The sequence below is a fragment of the Amycolatopsis stemonae genome (assembly GCF_054781455.1).
The window spans coordinates 642,137-664,116 of the sequence record NZ_BAAGUJ010000002.1 but is presented as its reverse complement, the minus strand read 5'-3'; the positions used below and the strand labels follow the sequence as shown (position 1 = coordinate 664,116).

At 70.3% G+C, this 21,980-nt stretch carries 20 protein-coding genes and 1 tRNA gene; 9 read left to right on the top strand and 12 right to left on the bottom strand.

The features are described 5' to 3' along the window. The first annotated feature begins 49 nt into the window (after positions 1 to 49). The 4 genes from ACYVLJ_RS09380 to ACYVLJ_RS09365 all read left to right on the top strand — a co-directional run bounded on the left by ACYVLJ_RS09380 (position 50) and on the right by ACYVLJ_RS09365 (position 2,529). Positions 50 to 694 carry an aminodeoxychorismate/anthranilate synthase component II gene (locus tag ACYVLJ_RS09380; protein WP_451970919.1) on the top strand — a complete coding sequence of 215 codons (645 nt, stop codon included), beginning with the start codon at positions 50 to 52 and terminating at the stop codon, positions 692 to 694. Next, complete coding sequence (locus ACYVLJ_RS09375) at positions 691 to 1,482, top strand: ABC transporter ATP-binding protein (protein WP_460438349.1); 792 nt, start codon at positions 691 to 693, stop codon at positions 1,480 to 1,482. Before ACYVLJ_RS09380 ends, ACYVLJ_RS09375 begins: the two co-directional genes overlap by 4 nt. Then, on the top strand, positions 1,470 to 2,111 hold the full coding sequence (locus ACYVLJ_RS09370) for a hypothetical protein (protein ID WP_460438348.1): 642 nt from the start codon (positions 1,470 to 1,472) through the stop codon (positions 2,109 to 2,111). The genes ACYVLJ_RS09375 and ACYVLJ_RS09370 overlap by 13 nt, the downstream gene beginning before the upstream one ends. Before the next feature lie 100 nt (positions 2,112 to 2,211). After that, positions 2,212 to 2,529, top strand: coding sequence for an effector-associated constant component EACC1 (locus tag ACYVLJ_RS09365; protein ID WP_451970928.1), 318 nt, complete (start codon positions 2,212 to 2,214; stop codon positions 2,527 to 2,529). Between the two features lie 54 nt (positions 2,530 to 2,583). On the opposite strand, the gene pknB is transcribed toward ACYVLJ_RS09365, so the two are convergent. The 7 genes from pknB to ACYVLJ_RS09330 all read right to left on the bottom strand — a co-directional run bounded on the left by pknB (position 2,584) and on the right by ACYVLJ_RS09330 (position 12,015). Next, positions 2,584 to 4,551 carry a Stk1 family PASTA domain-containing Ser/Thr kinase gene (gene pknB / locus ACYVLJ_RS09360; protein WP_460438347.1) on the bottom strand — a complete coding sequence of 656 codons (1,968 nt, stop codon included), beginning with the start codon at positions 4,549 to 4,551 and terminating at the stop codon, positions 2,584 to 2,586. Beyond that, on the bottom strand, positions 4,548 to 5,858 hold the full coding sequence (locus tag ACYVLJ_RS09355) for a serine/threonine-protein kinase (protein ID WP_451970933.1): 1,311 nt from the start codon (positions 5,856 to 5,858) through the stop codon (positions 4,548 to 4,550). Before ACYVLJ_RS09355 ends, pknB begins: the two co-directional genes overlap by 4 nt. Positions 5,859 to 5,861: 3 nt before the next feature. Further along, positions 5,862 to 7,331: a peptidoglycan D,D-transpeptidase FtsI family protein gene (locus ACYVLJ_RS09350; RefSeq protein ID WP_451970936.1), complete on the bottom strand. Its 1,470-nt coding sequence runs from the start codon at positions 7,329 to 7,331 to the stop codon at positions 5,862 to 5,864. Continuing rightward, positions 7,328 to 8,815: an FtsW/RodA/SpoVE family cell cycle protein gene (locus tag ACYVLJ_RS09345; protein WP_460438346.1), complete on the bottom strand. Its 1,488-nt coding sequence runs from the start codon at positions 8,813 to 8,815 to the stop codon at positions 7,328 to 7,330. The genes ACYVLJ_RS09350 and ACYVLJ_RS09345 overlap by 4 nt, the downstream gene beginning before the upstream one ends. Beyond that, positions 8,815 to 10,212, bottom strand: coding sequence for a PP2C family protein-serine/threonine phosphatase (locus ACYVLJ_RS09340; protein ID WP_451970941.1), 1,398 nt, complete (start codon positions 10,210 to 10,212; stop codon positions 8,815 to 8,817). The genes ACYVLJ_RS09345 and ACYVLJ_RS09340 overlap by 1 nt, the downstream gene beginning before the upstream one ends. After that, a complete protein-coding gene (locus ACYVLJ_RS09335) occupies positions 10,209 to 10,670 on the bottom strand; it encodes an FHA domain-containing protein FhaB/FipA (RefSeq protein WP_003079002.1) in 462 nt (153 codons plus the stop codon). Before ACYVLJ_RS09335 ends, ACYVLJ_RS09340 begins: the two co-directional genes overlap by 4 nt. A 100-nt stretch (positions 10,671 to 10,770) precedes the next feature. Continuing rightward, a complete protein-coding gene (locus ACYVLJ_RS09330; protein ID WP_451970944.1) occupies positions 10,771 to 12,015 on the bottom strand; it encodes a DUF3662 and FHA domain-containing protein in 1,245 nt (414 codons plus the stop codon). A 131-nt stretch (positions 12,016 to 12,146) separates the two neighbouring features. Between ACYVLJ_RS09330 and ACYVLJ_RS09325 the strand changes: the two genes are divergently transcribed. After that, positions 12,147 to 12,229 (top strand) — tRNA-Leu (locus ACYVLJ_RS09325). A 205-nt stretch (positions 12,230 to 12,434) separates the two neighbouring features. Here ACYVLJ_RS09325 and ACYVLJ_RS09320 read toward each other — a convergent pair. From ACYVLJ_RS09320 to ACYVLJ_RS09305, 4 genes are all read right to left on the bottom strand, one after another. Beyond that, entirely contained in the window at positions 12,435 to 13,175 is a 741-nt protein-coding gene (locus tag ACYVLJ_RS09320) for a S1 family peptidase (RefSeq protein ID WP_460438345.1), read from the bottom strand. 115 nt (positions 13,176 to 13,290) lie between these two features. After that, the gene (locus tag ACYVLJ_RS09315) at positions 13,291 to 14,043 is read right to left on the bottom strand and encodes a S1 family peptidase (protein WP_460438344.1); all 753 of its coding nucleotides are present in this window, start codon (positions 14,041 to 14,043) and stop codon (positions 13,291 to 13,293) included. A gap of 89 nt (positions 14,044 to 14,132) precedes the next feature. After that, positions 14,133 to 14,705 (bottom strand): serine protease family protein, encoded by a 573-nt coding sequence (locus ACYVLJ_RS09310; RefSeq protein ID WP_460438343.1) that lies wholly within the window; start codon positions 14,703 to 14,705, stop codon positions 14,133 to 14,135. 1 nt (position 14,706) lies between these two features. Continuing rightward, the gene (locus ACYVLJ_RS09305) at positions 14,707 to 15,081 is read right to left on the bottom strand and encodes an FKBP-type peptidyl-prolyl cis-trans isomerase (RefSeq protein ID WP_451970954.1); all 375 of its coding nucleotides are present in this window, start codon (positions 15,079 to 15,081) and stop codon (positions 14,707 to 14,709) included. A gap of 140 nt (positions 15,082 to 15,221) precedes the next feature. Between ACYVLJ_RS09305 and ACYVLJ_RS09300 the strand changes: the two genes are divergently transcribed. The 4 genes from ACYVLJ_RS09300 (at position 15,222) to ACYVLJ_RS09285 (ending at position 20,949) form a co-directional block, all read left to right on the top strand. Continuing rightward, positions 15,222 to 18,440, top strand: coding sequence for a penicillin acylase family protein (locus ACYVLJ_RS09300; RefSeq protein ID WP_460438342.1), 3,219 nt, complete (start codon positions 15,222 to 15,224; stop codon positions 18,438 to 18,440). A 70-nt stretch (positions 18,441 to 18,510) separates the two neighbouring features. Beyond that, a complete protein-coding gene (locus tag ACYVLJ_RS09295) occupies positions 18,511 to 19,551 on the top strand; it encodes a trans-sulfuration enzyme family protein (RefSeq protein WP_460438341.1) in 1,041 nt (346 codons plus the stop codon). Between the two features lie 61 nt (positions 19,552 to 19,612). Further along, positions 19,613 to 20,362 (top strand): hypothetical protein, encoded by a 750-nt coding sequence (locus ACYVLJ_RS09290; RefSeq protein WP_460438340.1) that lies wholly within the window; start codon positions 19,613 to 19,615, stop codon positions 20,360 to 20,362. Beyond that, positions 20,362 to 20,949 (top strand): class F sortase, encoded by a 588-nt coding sequence (locus tag ACYVLJ_RS09285; RefSeq protein ID WP_460438339.1) that lies wholly within the window; start codon positions 20,362 to 20,364, stop codon positions 20,947 to 20,949. Before ACYVLJ_RS09290 ends, ACYVLJ_RS09285 begins: the two co-directional genes overlap by 1 nt. Here ACYVLJ_RS09285 and ACYVLJ_RS09280 read toward each other — a convergent pair. After that, positions 20,935 to 21,975 (bottom strand): patatin-like phospholipase family protein, encoded by a 1,041-nt coding sequence (locus ACYVLJ_RS09280; protein ID WP_451970969.1) that lies wholly within the window; start codon positions 21,973 to 21,975, stop codon positions 20,935 to 20,937. The genes ACYVLJ_RS09285 and ACYVLJ_RS09280 overlap by 15 nt on opposite strands. Positions 21,976 to 21,980 lie beyond the last annotated feature (5 nt).

Genomic DNA, 21,980 nt, shown 5'->3' with positions numbered 1-21,980 from the left:
TGTGATTTACCGTACGGTCCACCAGTTGAGAGCCGGTAAGCTCGGTGCCATGCGCGTTCTGGTCGTCGACAACTACGACAGCTTCGTCTACAACCTGGTCCAGTACCTGGCCCAGCTCGGCGCCGACTGCACGGTCTGGCGCAACGACGTCGTGGACCTCGACCGCGTGCCGGAGTTCGACGCCGTGCTCGTCTCACCCGGCCCCGGGACCCCCGAACGCGCTGGTCAGAGCATGGACGTCATCCGCAAGTGCGCCGAGACGTCGACCCCGATGCTCGGCGTCTGCCTCGGCCACCAGGCCCTCGGCGTCGTCTACGGTGCGACCGTCGACCGCGCGCCCGAGCTCCTGCACGGCAAGACGAGCCAGGTCCACCACACCGGCGCCGGCGTCCTCAAGGACCTGCCGGAGGAGTTCACCGCCACCCGGTACCACTCCTTGACCGTGGTGCCCGACACCATTCCGGACGACGTCTTCGAGGTCACCGGCCGCACCGGGACCGGCATCGTGATGGGCATGCGCCACCGCGAGCTGCCGCTCGAAGGCGTCCAGTTCCACCCCGAGTCCGTGCTCACCGAGGGCGGGCACCGGATGCTCGCGAACTGGCTGGCTTCCGCGGGGCACCCGGTCGACCCGGCCCGCGTCGACGAACTCGAGAAGGCGACGAAGGCGCTGCAGAAGGCCGCTGTTGCGTGATCCGGCTGGCGGGGGTCGGCAAGCGGTACGGACGCGGTGACTTCGTCCTCCGCGACGTCGACCTGAGCGTCGAGCCCGGGCACGTCGTCGGCGTCCTCGGCAGCAACGGCTCCGGCAAGTCGACGCTGCTGCGGATCATGGCCGGCGTCTCGCACGCCACCACCGGCACCGTGACCGGGAGCCCGCGGATCGGCTACCTGCCGGACCGCTTCCCGGCCGGCCAGCGCATGGGCGCGCGGGCGTACCTGCGGCACATGGCCCGCATCCGCGGCCTCGCCGACCTCTCGGCGATCGACCCGCTGCTCGAGCGGCTCGCGCTCGTCGGCGGCCCGGCGGCGCCGCTGCGGACGCTGTCGAAGGGCAACGCGCAGAAGGTCGGGCTCGCTCAGGCCGTGCTGGTGCGCCCGGACCTCCTGGTCCTCGACGAGCCGTGGTCCGGCCTCGACGTCGGGACGCACGCGATCCTCGGCGAGCTCGTCGCCGAGACGAGGGCGCGCGGCGCGAGCGTCGTGTTCACCGACCACCGGCCGCAGGTGGTGCACGACCACGCCGACGTCGTCCACCTCATGACCGACGGCCGGCTCACGGCGGAGAGCGCCGAGCCGACGACGCGGATCGTGCTGCGCGGGCACGGCACCGACTGGGCGGACGAGCCGGGCGTGCGGCACGCGGTCGTCGAAGGCGCCCAGCTCGTGCTCACGGTCGAAGTCGCTTCGGTGGACGCGGTGCTGCTGCGGGCGTTGAAGGACGGCTGGTCGGTGCGTGAGGTAGCGCCGTGCTCGCCCTGACGCGGTACTACCTGGCGCTGCTCGGCCATTCCCAGCGGTACCTGCCGGCCCTGCTGGCCTACCTCGCGCTGTGCGTGATCCTCTACGCCGACCCGCATTCGCCTCCGTTGCCGCTGTTCGGCGTCAGCGCCGGCGGGCTGTTGGTCGTGTCGTGCTGGCTGACGATCGCGCTGCTCGACATCGAGGACCCGGTGCAGCGCCTGGTCACCCTGAGCCACGCGCGGCAGTGGCGCCGGATGATCACCGGCGCGATCTTCACGGTGCTGGCCTGCTCCCTGGTCCTCACGGTGATCACCGAGGCGTGGTCGGCCCTCAAGTCGTTCAAGGTCCAGCCGTCGGCGCTGGGCATCGGCCTGCTCGCCCACCTCGCGTGCACGCTGCTGGGCATCGCGATCGCCCTGCCGTGCTCGCGGCTGCTGGTCCAGCGGATCGGCTGGACGGTGCTCGCCGCCGTGGTCACCCTGACCGTCGTCCTGCTGGCGAAGATCCCGCTGGTCCACCCCCTGCTGCACGCCCTGACCGACGACGAACCCCTCGGCGGCCCGCTGGCCCTCGCGCTGGTGACGTCCGTGGTGGTGCTGGCCGCGAGCTTCTTCGCCGTCTCGAAGCTCGTGCGACGCCGGTCCTGAATGCATTTTGCAATCTTCAATTTCCGCGCCGGGGTTCCGGCGGTCGCTCGGGGCCGACTAAGGTTCGGGGCCTCTCCGGTTCTGGGCGAAGGGAGCAGGGGTGACGGCTGGGATCGTCGCGATCACCGGGCCAGACTCCGACGGTGAGCTCCGGGAGCTCGCCGCCTGGTTGCGGGACGAGGATGAGCTTCGCGGCCGCGTCCAGTTGTTCGACGCCGTCGTCGTCGGGGTCACCAGCAAGTCCGCCGCCGTTTTCTGCCGGTCGCTGATCGCGTGGCTGCGGCGCTGCCGGGAGGGTCGGGTCTCCCTGAAGGTCAAGCGCTCGGGGGCGGCCGAGGAGCTGGAGCTCGACTGCGGTCCCGCCAGTGACGCCGAGCAGGTGCTCGGTGCCGTCCGGGGATTTCTCGACAAAGCCTGAAAACGAAAGAGGGCCCGCACGGCGAACCGTGCGGGCCCTCTTCGTCGTCACCGCTTACTGACCACCGGGGCCGTTCGACGTCGTCGGGAACAACCCGTCCGAGACCGCCACGTTGATGGTCTGGTTCTTGTCGATCTGCGTGCCCGCTCGCGGGCTCTGGTTGGTGATGGTGCCTTGCGGCTCCCGGCTGAGCTTGTCGGACTGCTGGTTCAGCGTGCCGCTCCAGCCCATGCTCGCCAGCTTCGACTGCGCCTCGTCGACCGTCATGCCGACCAGCTTCGGCATCTCGATCTGCGTCTGGGTCTGGTCCGGCCCCGTCGACACGGTCAGCGTGATCGTCGAGCCCACCGCGACCGAACCGCCGTTCGGGTTCTGGGTGATGACGGAGTCCTTCGGCACCGTGTCCGAGGACTGGTCGACTCGCTTCGTCTTGAAGCCCTGGCCTTCCAACGAAGCCTTCGCCTGCGAGTACGGCTTGTTCGTGAAGTCCTGGACCTGCTTCAGCTCCTTGGACTTCGCGACCACGATCTTCACACTCGAGCCCTCATCGACCTGCGACGCGGCGGTCGGGGTCTGCGACTGCACCAGGCCGGCCTGGCTCGGGTCGTCGACCTCGATCTCCTGGACGTTCTGGTCGAGGGTCAGCTTCGCGTCGGTCAGGGCCTGCTGGGCCTGGTCACGCGTCTTGCCCTTGAGGTCGGGCACGGTGGCCTTCCCCGGAGCGGTTCCGACGTAAAGCGTGATCTTCGTGGTCGTCGCGACCTGGGTGCCGACCCCGGGCTCGATCTTGATGACGTTGTTGATGTCGTCCTGGGTGCAGGACGGGCTGCCGTCGGTCGGCTGCACCCCGCAGACGACGTTCTTCGTGTCGAAGTTGTTGAAACCCTTGCCGGTCAACGTTTCCCGGGCCTGCGGCACCCGCTGGTGCAGCACGTCCGGGATCGCGACGGTCGCGGTTTCGTTGTTGCTCTTGAACGAGCCCGAAAGCCACATGATCAGCAGCACGGCGCCCAACACGAACAACGCCGCCAGTGCGGCCAGCAAGGTCCGGCGGCGGCGCTTGGCCCGCGGGTCCTCGTCGTCCGGGGTGTCGTACTCCTCGTAGCGCTGCGGCTGGCGCCGGTCGGCGTTCATGACCTGCGTGCGCTCGTCTTCGGACATCACCATCGGCGCGGCCGGACGCTGGCCCGAAAGCGTGCGGACCAGGTCCGAGCGCATCTCCGCCGCCGACTGGTAGCGGTTGGCCGGGCCCTTCGCCAGCGCCTTCAGCACGACCGCGTCCAGCTCCGGGGCCACCGCCGGGTTCACCGACGACGGCGGGTTCGGGTCTTCCCGGACGTGCTGGTACGCCACCGCGACCGGGGAGTCGCCGGTGAACGGCGGCTCGCCCGTGATCAGCTCGTAGAGCACGCAGCCGGCGGCGTAGACGTCCGAACGGGCGTCGACCGACTCGCCGCGGGCCTGCTCCGGCGACAGGTACTGCGCCGTGCCGATCACCGCGGCCGTCTGGGTCATCGCCGACTGGCCGTCGTGCATCGCGCGCGCGATGCCGAAGTCCATCACCTTGACGGCGCCGTTCTTCGTGATCATCACGTTGGCCGGCTTGACGTCGCGGTGCACGATGCCGTGGCGGTGGGAGAAGTCGAGGGCCGCGCAGACGTCGGCCATGACCTCCATGGCCCGCTTCTGCGACATCGGGCCTTCGGTCTTGACGATGTCGCGGAGCGTCCGGCCTTCGACGTACTCCATGACGATGTAGGGCAGCGGGCCGAACTCGGTGTTGGCCTCACCCGTGTCGTAGACCGCGACGATCGCCGGGTGGTTCAAGGCGGCGGCGTTCTGCGCTTCGCGGCGGAAACGCTCCTGGAACTGCGGGTCCCTGGCGAGGTCGGCACGGAGGATCTTGATCGCGACTTCCCGGCCGAGGCGCACGTCGTGGCCGTGATGGACCTCGGACATGCCTCCGTAGCCGAGCGTCTCGCCCAGCTCGTACCGGTTGGAGAGCAGTCTGGGTGTGCTCATCTCTGGGTGCCGTTCCATTCCGTCCAAGGTGCGGTCATGATGCCTTGCTGGCCATCGTCGGTCGTTGCGGGAGTGTCCGCCGGATAGGCGCTCGAGGCGGGCGGCTCCTCGGTGGGCGGCTGTCTGCCCGGGACCACCTGGGTCGTCGTCTGGCTCGAGTGCGGTGGCGAGCCCGAGCTGCCGATCATCTTGGCCACCAGGACGATGCCCGCCACCAGGACAACGAGCAGGATGGCGGCGAGCAGCGCCCACCAGCCCCACTGCGACTTCTTCCGCGGTGCCTGCGCCGCGACCGGACGCAGCACGGGCCGGGACGGCGGGCCGATGGCGACCATCGGGTTCACCGCCGGCGACTGCGGGCCGACCGGGATGTGCTGCTGCTGCGGCGGGACCGGCTGCTGCACCGGCTGGTGCTGCACCACCGGCTGCTGACCGGTGAACGCCGCGTTGACCAGACCGGACGGCGTCGGCAGCGGCATGCCCGCGCGGACCGCGGCGACGGCGGCCGCGAACTCGCCGCCGCTGTTGTAGCGCTGCCGCGGGTCCTTCACCAGCGTCGCCTCGATCACGGCGCGCGCGGCCGGCGGGACGTCCGGCGGCAGCGGCGGCGCGATGTCGCGGATGTGCATCATCGCGACCGTCACGGCGTTCTCGGACAGGAACGGCCGGTGCCCGGCGAGGCACTCGTAACCGCACACGGCCAGCGAGTAGACGTCGGACGCCGGCTCGGCCGGGTGCCCGAGCGCCTGCTCCGGCGCGATGTAGTGCGCCGTGCCCATGACCATGCCGGACCGGGTGACCGGGGCCGCGTCGGCCGCCTTCGCGACGCCGAAGTCGGTGATCTTCACCTGGCCGGCCGACGTCACGAGGATGTTGCCCGGCTTGACGTCGCGGTGCACCAGGCCCTGCTCGTGCGCGGCCTGCAGCGCGTTGCCCGCCTGCTCGAGCATGTCGAGCGTGAACTCCGCCGACAGCCGCCCGTGCTTGGCCAGCAGGCCCGCCAGCGGGTCGCCGTCGACGAGCTCCATCACCAGGTACGCGATCGACAGGTCACCGTCGAAGACGGTCTCGCCGTAGTCGTGCACCGCGGCGATGCCGGGGTGGTTGAGGGAGGCCGTCATCCGCGCTTCGGTGCGGAAGCGGTGCAGGAATTCGGCGTCGCCGGAGAGCTCGGCCTTGAGGATCTTGACGGCCACGGTCCGGTCCAGCCGGGTGTCGCTGGCCTGCCAGACCTCGCCCATCCCGCCGACGGCGATCCGGTTCGTCAGCTTGTACCGCTCGGCCAGCAGCTGACCCGAGGACAGCATCCGCTATCCACCCCCGAGCTTGGCGTTGATCGCCGCGCGGCCGATCTCCGCCGCGACCGTGCCGCCGGTGGCGGCCAGCCCGCGGTTGCCGCCGTCCTCGACGATCACGGCGACCGCGATCTTCGGGTCGTTCGCCGGGGCGAAAGCGGTGTACCAGGCGTGCGGTGCGGTGTTCTTGGAGTCCGTGCCGTGCTCGGCGGTGCCGGTCTTCGACGCGATCTGGATGTCCGGGCGCTTGCCGCCGCCCTTGGTGAAGCCTTCGGAAGCGATCATCATGTCCTTGAGGATCGCGGCGTTCGACGACGACAGCGCCGGGGTGCCGGTGAGCTCGGTGGGACTGTAGTCCTCGATGGTGGAGAGGTCCGGCGCCAGCACCGACTGCACCAGCTGGGGCTTCATCGCCATCCCGCCGTTGGCCACGGTGGCCGCCAGCAGGCAGTCCTGCAGCGGGGTCAGCCGGACGTCGCGCTGGCCGATGCCGCTCTGGTAGAGCGCGCCCTGCGAGTCCAGCGGCCCGACGGTCGAGGGCGCGACCTTCATCGGCACGGCCAGGTCGGTCTGCCCGATGCCGTAGTTCGCGGCCGTCTTCTTCATCTTGTCCGCGCCGAGCTGGCCGGCGAACTCCGCGAACGGCACGTTGCAGGAGTGCGCGAGCGCGTCCTTGAAGGTGGTGCCGGGGCAGGCCTCGCCCGCGTAGTTCTCCAACGTGACGTTGGTGTTCGGCAGCTTCGTGTTCGGCGCCGAGTTGATCGGGGTGTCCGGGCCCTTGCCGTCCTCGAGCGCGGCCGCGGCGGTGACCAGCTTGAACGTCGACCCCGGCGGGTAGGTCTCCGAGATCGCCCGGTTCAGCATCGGGTTCTTCGGGTCCTTGACGTAGGAGTTCCAGGCGTCCGTCTGCGCCTTCGACGTGTGCGAGGCCAGCTTGTTCGGGTCGTACGACGGCGTCGAGACCATCGCCAGGATCCGGCCGGTGCTCGGCTCCATCGCGACGACAGCGCCCGTGTAGCCCCGCTGCGTCATCAGGTCGTACGCGGCCTTCTGCACGGCCGGGTCGATGGTCAGCCGGACGTTGCCGCCACTGGGGTCGCGGCCGGTGACCATGTCCGACAGCCGCCGCACGAACAGCCGCGGGTCGGAGCCGTTCAGCACGTCGTCCTCGGCGCGCTCGAGACCGCCCGATCCGTAGTTGATCGAGTAGTAGCCGGTGACCGGCGCGTACATCGGGCCGTCGACGTAGGACCGGGTGTACTTGTACTTGTCGTTCGACGGGTCGACCTTCGCCAGCACCTCGCCGTTGGCCTGCGACACGATCTGGCCGCGACGGCGGGCGAACTCGTCGTAGAGCACGCGCGCGTTGCGCGAGTCGGTGCGGTAGTCGTCGGCCTTCACCACCTGGATGTAGGTGGTGTTCGCCAGCAGCAGGACGACCATCACGAGCATCGCCATGCCGACCTTGCGGAGCGGGGTGTTCATGCCTGGGCACCCCCGTCCGCCGGCGGGCGCTGGACGAGCACGGTGTGCGCTTCGGCGATCGGCGCCTGCTGCTGGGGCTGCGGCTTCGGCCGGGCCGCGGGCCTGCGGGCCGCGTCGGAGATCCGGAGCAGCAGCGCGACCAGGATGTAGTTCGCCAGCAGCGACGAACCACCCTTGGACAGGAACGGGGCGGTGATACCGGTCTCCGGGATGAGTTTCGTGACCCCGCCGACGACGACGAAGATCTGCATGACCATGGTGAAGGCCAGCCCGCCGCCGAGCAGCTTGCCGAACGTGTCCCGCACGGCGAGCGCGCTCCGCATGCCGCGCATGGCGACCAGCAAGTACAGCATCAGGACGGCGGCCAGGCCGATGAAGCCGAGCTCTTCGCCGATCGCCGCGGTGATGAAGTCCGTGTTGGCTTCCGGGACCATGTCCGGGCGCCCGGCGCCGAGGCCGGTGCCGCCGATGCCACCGGTGCCGAGGCCGAACAGGCCCTGCGCGATCTGGTAGCCGCCGCCGGGGTCGTCGTAGGTGGCCAGCGGGTCCAGCCAGTTGGCGACGCGCTGCTGGACGTGCGTGAAGAGGTTGTAGGCGAGCAGGCAGCCGCCGACGAAGAAGCTGAGGCCGAGGACGACCCAGATGATCCGCTCGGTCGCCACGTACAGCATCATCAGGATGACGCTGAAGAACAGCAGCGACGTGCCGAGGTCCTTCTCGAACACCAGGATGCCGATGCACGCGACCGCGGCGATGAGGATCGGGCCCAGGTCACGCGCCCGGGGCAGCTCGACGCCGAGGAACTTCTTGCCCGCCACCATGAACAGGTCGCGCTTCGACACCAGGAACGAAGCGAAGAAGACCATTAGCAGGATCTTCGCGAACTCGCCCGGCTGGATCGAGAAGAACGGCAGCTTCAGCCACACCTTGGCGCCGTTGACCTCGGACAGGCTCGACGGCAGCATCGCCGGCAGCGCCAGCGCGACGATCCCGACCAGGCCCGCGGTGTAGCCGTAGCGGGTCAGCGTGCGGTGGTCGTTCACGAACACCAGCACGGCGACGAAGAACGCCAGCGAGATGACCGTGAAGAGGACCTGCGCGGTGACGGCCGGCGTGTAGTCCTTGCCGCTCTGCGCGGCGCGTTCGGCCAGGGCCAGATCGATCCGGTGGATCATCACCAGCCCGATGCCGTTCAGCAGCGCGACGCAGGGGAGCAGCACGGGATCCGCGTAGGGCGCCCACTTGCGCACGGCCAGGTGCGCCGCGGCGAAGATCGCGAGGTAGGCGAGGCCGAGCCAGATGATCGACCAGGTGAGCTCCTGCTCCTGGTTCGCCTCGACCAGCACCAGGGCGACGGTGACGATGAACGCCGCGAACCCCAGCAGCACCAGTTCGGTGTTGCGGCGGGTCGGGACCTCGCGCGGCGGGTTCGTCTGGAACTGCGCGGCGATCGAGTCGGCGGTGCGCGCGACGGGCTGGCCCATCAGTTACCGCCTCCTGTCGTCGGTGCCGTCGAACTCGGCGTCGAGCAGTCCCTCCCCGCTGGCTGGTTCGCCGACGACGGAGCTGTGGAACCGGCCGGAGCCGACGACGTGGGCGTCGGACTGACCGTGGGGGTCGGCGTCGGGGACGGCTGGCCACCCGCCGGCGCGCAGTTGTTCAGGCGCTTGTGCAGCTGCAGGAAGTCGTCGATGTACTTCCGGGCGTCGTCGAGGCTGTCCTTCTTGACGCCGTTCTGCACCGCGAGCCGCGCGTCTTCCTGGAGCTGGTCGACGCGCAGCTTGTCCGTGCACACCTGGTTGGGCGGGCACGAGCCCTGCTCGTAGGTGTGCAGGTCGATGCCGAGGATGCTGCCGGGGACGCCGCGGTAGATCACGACCTCCTGGTCCGCACCTTCGCCGACATAGTACTGACTCAGGACGAAGTACCGGGTGGCGATGGCGGCCGCGGCGAGCACCACGAGCACGACCAGCGCGCCGGCGAGCCAGCGGAACCGCTTCCGGCGCTTGGCCTTCGGATCTACCGACGGCTGCGGCAGCTCCGGCCGCGGCTGCGGCGGGGGCTGGGTCAGCGCCCGGGCCCGGGCCGCGGGCGAGTCGCCCTGGTGCCGCTCGTCGCTGCCGTCGCCGGCGGCGCCGCCCACGATGGGCGCGTCCTCGCCGAAGTCGACGTCGACCACGTCGGCGATGATCACCGTGACGTTGTCCGTGCCGCCGCCCTTGAGCGCCAGCTCGATCATCCGGTCCGCGCACTGCTGGGGGTCCGGGATCTGCACGGCCTCGGCCAGCGTCTCGTCGCTGACCATGCCGGACAGGCCGTCCGAGCAGATCAGGTACCGGTCGCCGGAGCGGGCTTCGCGCACGGTCAGGCTCGGCTCGACCTCGTGGCCGGTCAGCGCCTTCAGCAACAGCGACCGCTGCGGGTGCACCGCCGCCTCTTCCGGCGTGATGCGGCCCTGCTCGAGCAGTTCGTTGACGAAGCTGTCGTCGCGCGTGATCTGCGCGAACTGGCCACCGCGCAGCAGGTACGCGCGCGAGTCGCCGACGTGCACCAGCCCGAGCCGGTTGCCCGCGAACAGCACGGCGGTGAGCGTGGTGCCCATCCCGTCCAGGTCGGGGTCCTGCGAGACGAGCTCGGCGATCGCGGCGTTGCCGTTCGCCACCGCCTCCCGCAGCTGGGCGAGCAAGTCGTCGCCGGGCTCGTCGTCGTCGAGCGGGGCGAGCGAGGCGATGACGACCTTGCTGGCCACCTCACCCGCCGCGTGGCCACCCATACCGTCGGCGAGCGCGAGCAGGCGAGGGCCGGCGTACACGGAGTCCTGGTTGCTCGAACGCACCAGGCCCCGGTCGCTGCGGGCTGCGTAGCGGAGGACGAGAGTCATGGGCGAAGCTCGATCACCGTCTTGCCGATCCGGATGGGGACTCCGAGCGGGACCCGGAGGGGTGCAGTGACCTTAGCCCGGTCGAGGTAGGTCCCGTTCGTCGAGCCCAGATCTTCCACGTACCAGTCCTCACCGCGCTGGGCGATCCGTGCGTGCCGCGTCGACGCGTAGTCGTCGTCGAGCACCAGCGTGGAGTCGTCGGCCCGGCCGATCAGGATCGGCCGGCCGTCCAGCGCGATGCGCGTCCCGGCGAGCGCCCCGTGGGTCACCAGCAGCTGCTGCGGCGACTTGCTGTTGCGGGGCTTCTTCTCCTTCTTCCGACCGAAGGTCGGCACCTGGACGCGCATACCCGACGCCGCGTAGAGGTCCGAGCGGACGACTCTGAGCGCGGCGAACACGAAGAGCCAGAGCAGCACGAGGAAGCCCACCCTGGTGAGTTGTACGACCAGCTCTGGCACTTGGTGTGTCCGCTCCCGACTCGTCCGTGCAGCCGCGACGCGGGTACGCCGCGGTCCCCCCGCACGTCAATTCTGCGGGAACAGTATTCCGTGCCCCCAGTCAGCCCTGTGTACGGAACACGAGGGAGGAATGCCCCACCCGGATGACGTCGCCGTCCGCGAGCTGCCAGGTCTGCACCGGAGTGCCGTTCACGGTCGTGCCGTTGGTCGACCCGATGTCGGCGAGCGTCGCGCTCTGGCCGTCCCAGGTGATCTCCAGGTGCCGGCGCGAGACGCCGGTGTCCGGGAGGCGGAAGTCGGCGTCCTGGCCGCGGCCCACGACGTTCCCGCCCTGCTTCAGCGAGTACGTCCGGTTCGAGCCGTCGTCCAGCTGCAGGCTCGCCGCGAGCTGACGGCCCGGCGCGGGCTGGCCGTAGCCACCACCCTGCTGGCCGTACGGGTCGCCGGCCGGCTGGCCGTACGCGCCCTGCTGGCCGTACTGGTCGTAGCCGCCCTGCTGCTGGCCGCCGTACTGGTCGTAGCCGCCGCCCTGGGGCTGGGCGTAGCCGCCCTGGTCGTAACCACCCTGCTGGTAGCCGCCCTGGTCGTAGCCGCCACCTTGGGGCTGGGCGTAGCCGCCCTGGTCGTAACCGCCGCCCTGCGGCTGGCCGTAACCCTGGTCGTAGCCGCCGCCCTGGGGCTGCTGCGCGTACCCACCCTGGTCGTAACCACCCTGCTGGTAGCCGCCCTGGTCGTAGCCGCCGCCCTGGGGCTGCTGCGCGTACCCACCCTGGTCGTAGCCACCCTGCTGCTGGCCGTAACCCTGGTCGTACCCGGGCTGCTGGCCACCCTGCTGTCCGTAGCCGTACTGGCCCTGCTGGCCGTACGGGTCACCCTGGTCGTATTGGCCGTAGCCGGGGGGCTGGCTCATTGCTGGGTCTCCTGCGTTGCTGGGTCGTGCCGACCGTGGTGTGCCGGCGCCTGAGGGGCGGGCGTCGGGATCGACGGACGAACGGGTCTTGAACTGTCCAGTATGCAGCGCCTCGTTGCGCTCGAGTGATACGACGACGTCACCATAGGTGTCCAGGCCCTCCGCGGCGAGGTGTTCCGCCACCGCCTTGGCCAGGACCTGGGTGACGCGTTGCTCGTCACCGGCCATGCGCTCGTGGTCAGCCGTCCCCAAGGACACGATGTAGTGATTCGGGGCGAGCTGCCGACCGCCTGCCAGCTCACGAACGTTCTCCTCACTCTCCCGCTCGAGCGCGATCGCCACTTCCTGCGTGACGACGTTGCCACCGAACATGCGCGCGAAAGTGTTCCCCACCAGGTTCTCGAGTCGCCTGTCGAATCTCTCGGCGCGGCCCACCGGGGAAAACCTCCTTGCACGTGTGCTTCCGCACCCGATCCTATCCGGGTGAGCGAGCCTCTACACGGCCCCCGGTGAAACCCGTTCAAACCACCTGCTAGTCTTCTCCTCGCTGTCAGAGAGAAGCACTCGGGCGAGTGGCGGAATGGCAGACGCGCACGGTTCAGGTCCGTGTGTCCGAAAGGACGTGAGGGTTCAACTCCCTCCTCGCCCACGCTGTTCAGAGGCCCGGTCGCCAGCGCGACCGGGCCTCTTCCCGTTTTCCTTGTTTCTCCCGGGGGCCGAGCCCCCGGACCCCCACGGTGCCTCGTCTCACCTTCCAGCGTGGCTGGGCTGGGGGTCTGGCGGTTCTGGATTGGTGGGGAATATCACCCGTTTGGCTCTGCGTGGTGTTCGCTGACGGCGGACTTCCGGGTGTATCAAGCCGTCGTTCCGGTGATCCAGTCCGCCAGCACGTCCGCGCGGCTGGTCGTCTCGATGCCCGCGTGGGGGCAGCCCGGGCCCGTCGCCTCCACCGCCACCAGTTCGGTTCCCGTGAAGTACGGCGCTCCCGAGTCGTACGTGCACGCGCTCGTCGTGATCTCCGGGGCCGCGCCGCGGACGCCCAGGGTCGTCGGGTCCACCTTGGCCACCGCGACCGTGCCCTGCTGCATGCGCGTGGCCGGCTTCGGGTCCGTGCCCGTCAGGCTGCCCCAGCCCGCCATGGTCAGCTGCGTGCCCACCTTGGGGATCGTGCGGTTCACCTTGAGCGGCGTCACCGTGGTCACCGGGGTGTCCAGCTTGGCCAGGGCGACGTCGCTCCCCTTGGCCTGGACCACTTCGGTGATCTTGCGGGCCACCCCCGACTCGGTGGCCTCGTCCACCAGGCCGAGGGTCGCCGTCGTCGGGTAGGGCGTCTTGCCGGAGACGCGGGTGCGGTTCGCGTCGTGGAAGCAGTGCCCTGTGGTCAGGAGCCAGCCCGGCGCGATCAGGGCGCCCGTGCAGTAGCTGCTGTACGTCGAACCGTCCGGGCGCGGGATCTTCGTCATCGACAGTTTCGCGACGAAACCGAACTGGCCGGGTGGTACGTCCGTGCCGTGGGCGATCCCCGGCGCGGCCGCGGCGCCGGGGGCGGTGGTGATGGTCAGGACAGCAGCGGCGAGCAGAGCGCGCAGGCGCATTCTTCCCCTTCGTCGAACCGGTGATCGACGTTCGAGGCTATTGCCGCCGCCGCACGCGGGGAATTCCCTGGCCGGGCGTCACCCGGTGGGCCACCGGGTGACGCCCGGAAGGAGGTCAGCCGGTGTGCGAAGCGATCCAGTCCGCGACGACGTCCACGCGCGAAGTCGTCTCGAGCTGGTTGTGGGGGCAGTCCGGGCCGGACGACTCGACCGAGACGAGCTGGCCTCCGGAGCCGCCGGCGACGAAGTAGGGCGCGCCCGAGTCGTACACGCACGCGCTCGTCGTCGACGTCGGGGCGACGCCTTGGACGCCGAGCGTCGCGGCGGCGACCTGGCCCACCTTGACCGTGCCCTGCTGCAGCTTCGTCGACGGCGCCGGGTTGGTCGCCGTCAGGCTGCCCCAGCCGGCGAGCGTCAGCTGCTGCCCGACCGACGGCGTGACCCGGTTGACGGTCAGCGGCGTGATGCCGGGGACGTCGGAGTCGAGGGTCGCGATCGCGATGTCGTTGGCGGCGGCCTGGTACACGGTGACGACGTTGCGCGTCACCCCCGGCGTGCTCTGGTTGACGGTGCCGAGCAGCACCGAAGTCGGGTACGGGACCGGCCCGGAGACGCGGTTGCGGTTGGCGTCGTGGAAGCAGTGGCCCGCGGTGATGATCCACTTCGCGGCGATCAGCGCACCGGAGCAGGCGCTGTTGTACTTCGTGCCGTCCGGCTTCGGGATGTTCGTCATGGTCAGCTTCGCGGCGAACTGGAACTGGCCCGCCGGGACGTCGGAACCGTTGGCCACGGCCGAAGCCGGCCCCGCCGTGGCGAGGCCGGCGGCCAGCGTCAAAAGGGCAGCAGAGAACACAGCGCGAGCGCGCATCGGTGGATCCCCCTTGTCACGCACCGGCGGTCGAAGGCCGGTGATCACCTTCGAGGGTAGTGACGCCGGGACGCCGGAAAATACGCCGTTCAGCCCAAGTGTGCAGCGATCCAGTCCGCGACGACGTCCACCCGCGCGGTGGTTTCGGCCTGGTCGTGGGGGCAGTCCGGGCCGTCGCTCTCGACCGAGACGTTGCGGCCGCCCTTGCCCGACGGGACGAAGTACGGCGCGCCCGAGTCGTAGGTGCACGCGCTCGTCGTCGACGTCGGGGCGAAGCCCTTCACGCTCACGTACTGCGGGTCGACCGTCGCGACCGTCATCCGGCCCTGCTGCAGCTTCGTGCCCGGTGTCGGGTCGACGGAGGTGAGGCTGCCCCAGCCGGCGAGCGTGACTTTCTGGCCGACCACGGGCGCCTTCCGGCTGAGCGACAGCGGCTCGATGCCGTGGACCGGCTTGTCGAGCTCCGCGATCGCGATGTCGTTGGTGGGCGACTGGTACACCGTGACGACGTTGCGGGTGACGCCCGGCCGGTCCACGGTCGTGGTGCCCAGCAGCACGGACGTCGCGTACGGCACCGGGTTGCGGGCCGCGTCGTGGAAGCAGTGGCCGGCGGTGATGATCCACTTCTCGGCGGTGGCGGACTGCCCGCCACCGCCGGACAACCTAGTTCACACCGACCAGGTCGACGACGAAGATCAGGGTTTCGCCGGGCTTGATGACGCCGCCCGCGCCGCGCTCGCCGTACGCGAGGTGCGGCGGGATGACGAGCTTGCGGCGGCCGCCGATCTTCATGCCCTCGACGCCCTGGTCCCAGCCGGAGATGACCTGGCCGGCGCCGAGGCCGAAGCGCAGCGGCTCGCCGCGGTTCCACGACGCGTCGAACTCTTCGCCGGTCGAGTGCGAGACGCCGACGTAGTGGACGGTGACGGCCTTGCCGGCGGTGGCCTCCGCGCCGTCACCGACGGTGATGTCGGTGATCTCGAGGTCGGCCGGCGGCGGTCCGTCCGGGCGGTCGATCTGGGGCTTTTCCAAGGTCATGGCGCTCACCGTACCCACGCGCGCGAGGCTGCGCCGATCGGACTACGTCCAAGGGCTGAAAAACGCGAAAAGTCTTCACACTTGTCTTACTGGTGGGTAGCGTGCGCTTCGTCACTCTTCTGGACTGAGGGGAGCCCGGCATGCGACGTGGCATCCGCGCCCTGACCTTGACGGCGGTGGGGGCCCTCGTGGCCGGCCTCACCCAGGTCGCCGTCACCGCTCCGGCCGCGCAGGCGGCCGCGTCACCCGACGACTACTGCGGCGGGCAGTGCAACGACATCCTGCCGCCCGGCGAACAGGGCAGTGCCACCCTCGCCGAGATCCTGGCGCACAAGGTGCTCGGCACCCGGCCCGACCACGCGGCCGACCAGATCGGCAAGTACGCGTCGCTGGCCGGCGGCTACCAGTCGCTCACCACGAGCACGATCAGCCAGTACTTCAACGACTCCTCGTTCGGCGTCGCGGCCGACCAGGTCGCGAGCACGACGAAGCCGCGTTCGGACGTGACGATCGTGCGGGACAAGGCGCTCGGCGTCCCGCACATCACCGGCACCACCCGGTCCGGCACCGAGTTCGGCGCCGGGTACGCCGCGGCGCAGGACCGGCTGTGGCTGATGGACGTGCTGCGCCACGCCGCCCGCGGCCAGGTCACCCCGTTCGCCGGCGGTGCCGAAGCCAACCGCGAGCTGGAGCAGCAGTTCTTCTCGAACGCGCCGTACACCGAGGCCGAGCTGCAGCAGCAGATCGACCGCGTCGCGAACAGCGGCCCGCGCGGCGCGCAGGGGCTCGCCGACGCGCAGGCCTACGTCGACGGCATCAACAAGTACATCAACGACTCGCACAGCGGCCGCTACTTCCCGGGCGAGTACGTCCTCACCGGGCACGTCGACGCGATCACCAACGCCGGCACGATCGACCCGTTCAAGCTGACCGACCTCGTCGCGCTCGCCTCGCTGGTCGGCGCCGAGTTCGGCGCGGGCGGCGGTGGCGAGGTGCAGAACGCCATCGCGAAGCTCGCCATGCAGGAGAAGTACGGCGTCGTGCAGGGCGAGAAGGTGTGGCAGAGCCTGCGCTCGGAGGACGACCCCGAAGCCGTCAAGACGCTGCACGACGGCCAGACCTTCCCGTACGGCAAGACGCCGGCCAACGCGGTCGGCCAGGCGATGCCGGACAAGGGCTCGGTGACCGGCCAGCAGCTCGTGTTCGACCAGACCGGCTCGGCGGCCACCGCGACGCCGTCCACTGTGGACGTTCCGGCGCCGCAGGACCAGGAGCCCGCCCGCGGGATGTTCGACAACGGCGTGCTGCCGGGCAACATGCTGAGTGAGAAGCACGGCATGTCGAACGCGCTGCTCGTGTCCGGCGCGAAGACCGCCAGCGGCCACCCGGTCGCCGTGTTCGGCCCGCAGACCGGCTACTTCGCCCCGCAGCTGCTGCTGTTGCAGGAGCTGCAGGGCCCGGGCATCAGCTCGCGCGGCGCGGCCTTCGCCGGCCTGAGCATGTACACGCTGCTGGGCCGCGGCCAGGACTACTCGTGGAGCGCGACGACGTCGGCGCAGGACATCATCGACACCTACGCGCTGACGCTGTGCGACCCGACCGGCAAGGCGGCGACGAAGGACTCCAACTACTACACCTGGCAAGGCCAGTGCATCCCGATGGACACCGTCGAGGTCAAGAACGCCTGGAAGCCGACGGTGGCCGACGGGACCGCGGCGGGCTCGTACACCCTGCGCAGCTACCGGACGAAGTACGGGCCGGTGCAGAGCCGGGCGACCGTAGGCGGCAAGCCGGTCGCGTACGCGGCGCTGCGCTCGTCCTACTTCCACGAGGTCGACTCGCTGATCGGCTTCCAGGAGCTGAACGACCCGGGCTTCGTCAAGTCCGCGGCGGACTTCCAGAAGGCCGCGGCCGACATCAACTACACGTTCAACTGGTTCTACGCCGACTCGAAGGACATCGCGTACTTCAACTCCGGCAGCAACCCGTCTCGTCAGTCCGATGTGGACCCGAACATGCCGGTGTGGGGCGACCAGGGGCACGACTGGATCGGCTGGAACCCGGTGGGCAACGTCGCGACCTACACGCCGGCGTCGCAGCACCCGCAGTCGATCAACCAGGACTACTACGTCAGCTGGAACAACGCGCAGGCCAACGGTTACGCGGCCGCCGGTGCCGACAAGTCGGCCGTGCACCGCGTCGACCTGCTCGACTCGCGCGTCAAGCAGCTGATCTCCAGCGGTACCAAGGTGACCCGGGTCAACCTGACCCAGGCCATGGAGTCGGCCGCGCTCGCCGACCTGCGCGCCGAGCGCGTCCTGCCGCTGCTGCTTCAGGTGCTCGACAAGACGCCGACCACCGGCGCGGCCGCCGACGCCGAGGCGAAGCTCAAGACGTGGCTCGCGAACGGCCAGCAGCGCAAGGAGACGTCACCGGGGAGCAAGACGTACGCCGACGCCGACGCGATCCGCATCTTCGACGCCTGGTGGCCGCTGCTCGTCCAGGCCGAGTTCAAGCCGGGCATGGGCGACGACGCCTACAACGCGATGACCGGCGTGCTGGGCATCAACGAAAGCCCGTCCGGCTTCCAGAACGGCAACGGCCAGCACACCGGCCAGCCCCACAAGGGTTCGTCGTTCCAGTTCGGCTGGTGGGGCTACGTCAGCAAGGACATCCGGCAGGTGCTCGGCCAGCCGGTCGCGGGCCCGCTCGGCCAGACGTTCTGCGGTGGCGGCAACGTCACGACGTGCCGCCAGGCGCTCGTCGACTCGCTGACCACGGCCGCCGGCCAGGCCGCGAACACCGTGTACCCCGGTGACGCGTCCTGCTCGGCCGGGGACCAGTGGTGCGCCGACACGATCGTGCACACCGCCCTCGGCGGCATCACGCAGGACAAGATCAGCTGGCAGAACCGCCCGACGTTCCAGCAGGTCGTCGAGTACACCGCGCACCGCGGCGACAACATCGCCAACCTCGCGCCGGGGAAGACGGTCAGCGCCACGAGCGCCGAGACCGGCTTCTACAACTCCCCGGCGTCGAACGCGATCGACGGCAACGCCTCGACCCGCTGGGCCAGCGACTGGAGCGACGACCAGGCGATCACCGTCGACCTCGGTTCGGTGCAGCAGGTTTCGCGGGTGCTGCTCAGCTGGGAAGCCGCGTACGGAAAGAGCTACAAGATCCAGACCTCGCCCGACGCGGTGCACTGGACGGACGCGGCCGTGGTCACCGACGGCGACGGCGGGCAGGACAACCTCTCGTTCGCCCCGACACCGGCCAGGTTCGTGAAGATGCAAGGCGTGCAGCGCGGCACGAAGTACGGCTACTCGCTGTACGAGTTCGAGGTGTACGCCCACTGAGCAGGCCGGGCCGCCCGTGGACGCGCGGGCGGTCCGGCCACCCCACCGGGGCGCCATTACCGTGAGGCGCATGGACGACTGGACGCCCCGCACCAAGGCCATCGCCGCCGGCCGGCCGCACGGACCCGGCGAGCCGCTGAACACCCCGCTCGTCGCCACCAGCACGTACCGGGCCGGCGGCGACTCCGTGTACGCGCGGGGCGACGGGACGCCGACCTGGCACGCGCTGGAGGAGGCCGTCGGCGCGCTGGAAGGCGGGCACGCGACGGCGTTCGCGTCCGGCGTCGCGACCCTGTCCGCGGTGCTGGACCTGCTGCCGGTCGGGTCGCGGGTCGTGGTGCCGGCGTTCAGCTACGCCGTGACGCGCGGGGTGCTGGCCCACGCGCAGAAGCTCGGCAAGCTCGCCGTCACCGAGCTCGAACCGACCGACACCGACGCCTGGGTCGCCGAAGCCGCGACGTCCGACCTGGTCTGGCTCGAGTCGCCGACCAACCCGACCCTCGACGTCATGGAGATCGCGACGATCGCCAGCGCCGCGCGCGGCCGGGTGGTCGTCGACAACACGTTCGCGACGCCCTTGCAGCAGCGGCCCTTGGAGCTGGGCGCCGACGTCGTCGTGCACAGCGCGACCAAGCTGATCGGCGGGCACAGCGACCTGCTGCTCGGCATCACGGTCGCCAAGGACCCGGCCGTCGCGGAGGAGCTGAAGGGCGCGCGGACCCGCGTCGGGTCGACGCCCGGCGCGCTCGAGGCGTGGCTCGCCCTGCGCGGGCTGCGGACGATGCCGGTCCGGCTGGCCGAGCAGGAACGCACCGCCGCGCTGCTGGCTTCGCGGCTCGGTGACCACCCCGCCGTGACGCGCGTGCGCTACCCGGGCTTCGGGATGATGGTCTCCTTCGAGCTGGCCGACGCGGCGGCGGCCGACCGGTTCTGCGCGTCGACCAGGCTGATCGTCTCGGCGACGAGCCTCGGCGGCGTCGAAAGCCTGGTCGAACGGCGGGCGTGGCTGCCCGGCGAAGAGCGCGTCCCACCGGGACTGGTCCGGTTCAGCGTGGGCCTCGAAGACCCCGACGATCTGTGGCGGGATCTCGACACCGCGTTATCCGCGTAACGCGGACGGGTGAATCCTCGATAGTCGCGGCATCGCAGGTCAACCGCCATTAGGAGTCGTCGTGGGTAGATCGCTGGGCCGTGTCGCCGGAGTTGTCGTCGCGGGTGCGCTCGCCACTTTGTTCGCGGCCCCGGCCGCACTGGCGCAGACCGACACGACCACGGCACCGTCGACGACCGAGACCAGCACGTCCGAGACCACCACCACCACGACGACACCGTCCACTTCGGAGACCACGGCTCCGTCCACTCCGGTCACGAGCAGCAGCTCTTCTCAGGCCCCCGGCGGCGAGGTCAAGACCACGGACAAGCCCCAGGCGAAGGTGCAGCCGGAGATCAAGGGCGACACCCAGGAGCCGCCGAAGGACGACGACGGTTACCAGGACGCCGTCGGCCACGGTTACATCGGCCTCAGCGGTGAGGGTGTCCTGGTCGTCGCCTGCGCGTCCGGCAAGGTCGGGGGCATCCTCAGCCAGAACCTCAGCGTCACCGCGGGGCCGGACCAGGACGAGGCCGACGGCCGGTACTGGAACTACGCCGTGACCGTCGTGACGCCCCCGTCCGGCCCGACCGCCCGCTTCGCCTTCACCTGCGACGGCGTCGAGGGCATCGGCATCGTCGACTTCGAGCAGGAGCAGCCGCCGGCGACCTCGACGAGCAGCGAGCCGACCACCAGCAGCTCCGCACCGTCGAGCAGCAGTGCGCCGGTCACCACCGCGACCAGCTCCGCTCCCGGCAACGCAGCGCCGAAGGCCCAGGTCAAGGTCGCGCCCAAGGGCGGCGTCGAGACCGGCTTCGGCGGTACCGCCTGATGCGCGCCAGGGCGGGCGCGGTCGTCGCCGCGCTCGCCGTCGTGCTGGCCGGGTGCGGCACCGCGGCCGAGCAGCCGGCGGCCGCACCCAAGGCGCCCGTGCCGTCCTCGGTTCCGGTGTCCGTGCCGTTCAAGGGACTCCGGCCGACGTCGGTGAAGATCCCCAAGATCGGCGCGGAGTCCAGCCTCCTCGCGGTGGCGGTCAAGCCGGACGGCTCGATCTCGGTGCCGTCGGTGCACCAGCCGATGCAGGCGGCCTGGTACAAGCTTTCGCCGGTGCCCGGTGACGTCGGCCCGGCGATCGTGCTCGGGCACGTCGACGGCGACAAGAAGCCCGGCATCTTCTACAAGCTCAAGGACCTCGCGCCCGGTGACGAGGTGGACATCGACCGCAGCGACGGCAAGAAGCTGAAGTTCGTCGTGGACCGCGTCACGCAGGTCCCGAAGGACACGTTCCCGCGCGACGCCGTCTACGGCAACAGCGACAAGCCGGAACTGCGGCTGATCACCTGCGGGGGCGCGTTCGACCACGCCGAGCACAGCTACAAGGACAACATCGTCGTCTACGCGAACCTAGCCAACGCCTGAGGCGGGGTACGGGAACGCGGGTTTCGAAGAGGTGTCCGGACAGACCCAGCGGCGCATCCCGGCGTCGCACACCGCGTACCCCCAGTTGATCAGCCGTTCCTGCAGCGGTTCGCCGAAGCGGGTCAGCCGGGTCGCGGTCTTGGCGAGCTCGGCGGTGCGGGCGGCCGGCGCCTCGAGGGCGTCGGTCAGCTCGAAGTTCGTGATGTCGCTGCGGGTCGCCCAGTACGTGCCGGCGAAGACCTTGTCCTGGTAGGACTTCAGCAGCGTGCCGGTGCGCAGTTCGCGCACCTGGTTGTCGGTCACGGACATCACCCGGACCAGCTGCCGCAGCCAGTCGCGCTTCGGCTTCTTGACCGGCCGCATGCGCTTTCCCGCGTCACTGACCAGGACCGTCGCGCACTGGTTCTCGATCGGGTCGAGGCCGAGGTTGTCGTACACGCCGGCGTCGCTGAGCACGATCCGGCGGTCGGGCCGGTGCGGGTCCGGGATCACGACCGGCGAGAGCATCGGCGGGAAGGCCGACGACGCGGCCACCGCGGTGGCGAGCGGGATCCGCCCGTGCGGGCCCTGCTGGCGGAAGAACCACCAGAGCTGGCCGTCCTGCAGGTTGGTGGCGGTGAACACGAACTGCGGCCCGGCCGGGTCGAGGTCCGCGAGGCAGCAGTCGCCGAAGAGGTGTTCGGCGTACCGGCGCGCCAGCTCCTCGCCGGCGCTGCGCCACGGCATCAGAAGGGCTTTGAGCGTCACGGGCACGTCGAGATTGGTGCTCGCCAGTTTGCGCAGGGGCCGCACGACTTTCTCGTCGAGGTTCCGCGCGACACCGTCCTCGCCGAACTCCAGCCCGTGCCACGCGTGCGCGAGCACGCCCGCGGCGATCGAACCACCGGAGACGCTGGAGACGGTGGTCAGCTTCGGCAGCCAGCCGAGCTCGTTGAGCCGCCAGAGCGCGCCGGCGTGGAAGAGCATCGCGCGGTAGCCGCCGCCGGACAGCGCCAGCCCGGCACCTGCTCGTTTCGTCGCCGCCACCCTGC